This window comes from Bradyrhizobium sp., from assembly GCF_035701725.1.
Classification (GTDB): Bacteria; Pseudomonadota; Alphaproteobacteria; order Rhizobiales; family Xanthobacteraceae; genus Bradyrhizobium.
In genome coordinates, this window is record NZ_DASSRP010000278.1 from 1 (window position 1) to 2,600 (window position 2,600).

The following is a 2,600-nucleotide window of genomic DNA, read 5'->3' on the forward strand; positions in this document are numbered from 1 at the left end:
GCCTTGCCCGTCCATTTCTGAATGTCCCGAAATCGCAGCTCGTCGCGACGCTGAAGAAAGCCAAACTCGCTTTTGCCGACGATCCGACCAACCGCGATTTGAATTTTACCCGGCCCCGCATCCGCGCCGTAATGCCGATGCTTGCGGCCGAAGGTGGCGATGCACGCAATCTGGCACGGCTCGCCTTGCGGCTTGGGAGGGCCAACGGAGCGATCGAGATACTGGTCGACGGTGCCGATCGGTATCTAGCGCTAAGGGATCGCCAGGCCGCCTCGCTCCAGGGCAAAACGGTATCCTCTGCCGAAGAGCCTGGTGGCAAGACTTTCGACGCGCAGGCGTTTGCGGCGCTGCCGGAGGAAATCCGGCTGCGGCTCCTGTTGCGTGCGATCGATCGATTCGGCCATGAGGGTCCACCGGAGCTGGGAAAAGTCGAGGCTTTGCTGTCGGCGCTTGACCAGGCCTTGCCGAAGAGCACCCGTGGCCGCCGAGGGCGGCTCAAGCAGACCCTTGCCGGCGCGCTGATCAGTCTGAACGGGGAGCGGATAAGCATCGCGCCGGCACCGCCCCGCCGCCGCAGACCGGATTGAGCGCAAGCAAACCGTCATGAACCCGCCTCCGGTCCCTTAACCACCTCGGGAAACGCCGGTTTTGGCGTCATGATTCGCGTTGGGAACGAGCCAGGATGGGTTAAATTGTCCTGCGCAGTTCCCTTGGCAGCGACCGCCTCGGCACCTAGATTGTAACCTAGTCGCCTGGGGGATTCCCTTGCGCCTGCGCCCAAGGAAATAAGGCCGCGATCCGCGCGACCACGAAGGAAGATCAATGAACGCCAATCTGCGCAATTTCGCCCTCTGGGTCATCATTGTTCTATTGCTGTTGGCATTGTTCACGCTCTTCCAGAATCCCGGTCAGCGTACCTCCTCGCAAGACATTTCGTTTTCGCAATTGCTGACGGAGGTGGATCAGAATCACGTTCGCGACGTGGTGATCCAGGGGCCGGAGATCCACGGCACCTTCACCAATGGCTCGAGCTTCCAGACCTATGCGCCGAACGATCCGACGCTGGTTTCACGCCTTTATAACGGCAAGGTGTCGATCACCGCCAAGCCGCCCGGCGACAACGTGCCGTGGTTCGTGTCGCTGCTGGTTTCGTGGCTGCCCTTCATCGCCCTGATCGGGGTATGGATCTTCCTGTCGCGGCAGATGCAGGGCGGTGCCGGCAAGGCGATGGGGTTTGGCAAGTCGCGCGCCAAGATGCTGACGGAAGCGCATGGCCGCGTGACCTTTGAGGATGTCGCGGGCGTCGACGAGGCCAAGCAGGACCTGCAGGAGATCGTCGAGTTCCTGCGCGATCCCGGCAAATACCAGCGGCTTGGCGGGCGGATTCCGCGCGGCGTGCTGCTGGTCGGACCTCCCGGCACCGGCAAGACGCTGATCGCGCGCGCGGTCGCCGGCGAGGCCAATGTTCCCTTCTTCACGATCTCGGGCTCGGACTTCGTCGAGATGTTCGTCGGCGTGGGCGCCTCGCGCGTCCGCGACATGTTCGAACAGGCCAAGAAGAACGCGCCCTGCATCATCTTCATCGACGAAATCGATGCGGTGGGCCGTCACCGCGGCGCCGGTCTTGGCGGCGGCAATGACGAGCGCGAGCAGACGTTGAACCAGCTGCTGGTCGAAATGGACGGCTTCGAGGCCAACGAAGGCGTGATCCTGATTGCGGCAACCAACCGGCCGGACGTGCTCGACCCCGCGCTATTGCGCCCGGGCCGTTTCGACCGCCAGGTCGTGGTTCCCAACCCGGACGTCGTCGGCCGCGAACAGATCCTCAAGGTTCACGTCCGCAAGGTGCCGCTGGCGCCGGATATCAACCTCAAGACCATCGCCCGCGGCACGCCGGGATTCTCCGGGGCCGACCTGATGAACCTCGTCAACGAAGCCGCGCTCACCGCGGCGCGTCGCAACAAGCGCATGGTGACGCAGGCCGAGTTCGAGGAGGCCAAGGACAAGGTCATGATGGGCGCCGAGCGCAAGTCGCTGGTCATGACCGAGGAAGAGAAGATGCTGACCGCCTATCACGAAGGCGGCCACGCCATTGTCGGTCTCAACGTGATCGCGACCGATCCGATCCACAAGGCCACCATCATTCCGCGCGGCCGCGCGCTTGGCATGGTGATGCAGTTGCCAGAGCGCGACAAGCTGTCGATGTCGCTGGAGCAGATGACCTCGCGGCTCGCCATCATGATGGGCGGTCGTGTCGCCGAAGAACTGGTGTTCGGCCGCGAGAAGGTGACCTCCGGCGCTGCTTCGGATATCGAGCAGGCGACGCGGCTGGCGCGGATGATGGTGACGCGCTGGGGCCTCTCGGAAGAACTCGGCACCGTGTCCTATGGCGAGAACCAGGACGAGGTGTTTTTAGGCATGTCGGTGTCGCGCACCCAGAACGCCTCCGAGGCAACGGTGCAGAAGATCGACAGCGAGATCCGCCGCCTGGTCGAGGAGGGCTACAAGCAGGCGACCAGCATCCTGACCGAAAAGCGCGCCGATCTCGAGGTCCTGGCAAAGGGCCTCTTGGAATACGAGACGCTGACCGGTGATGAGAT

The 2,600-nt window shown here is 63.3% G+C and carries 2 protein-coding genes; both read left to right on the forward strand.

Going from position 1 to position 2,600, the window contains the following annotated elements; all coding sequences use genetic code 11:
• Window positions 1-587 (forward strand): ATP-binding protein (locus VFL62_RS16685; RefSeq protein WP_325173486.1); only part of this gene is annotated, 587 nt, incomplete at its 5' end.
• A gap of 235 nt (window positions 588-822) precedes the next feature.
• A partial coding sequence (ftsH, locus tag VFL62_RS16690) for an ATP-dependent zinc metalloprotease FtsH (RefSeq protein WP_325173487.1) occupies window positions 823-2,600 on the forward strand: 1,778 nt, incomplete at its 3' end.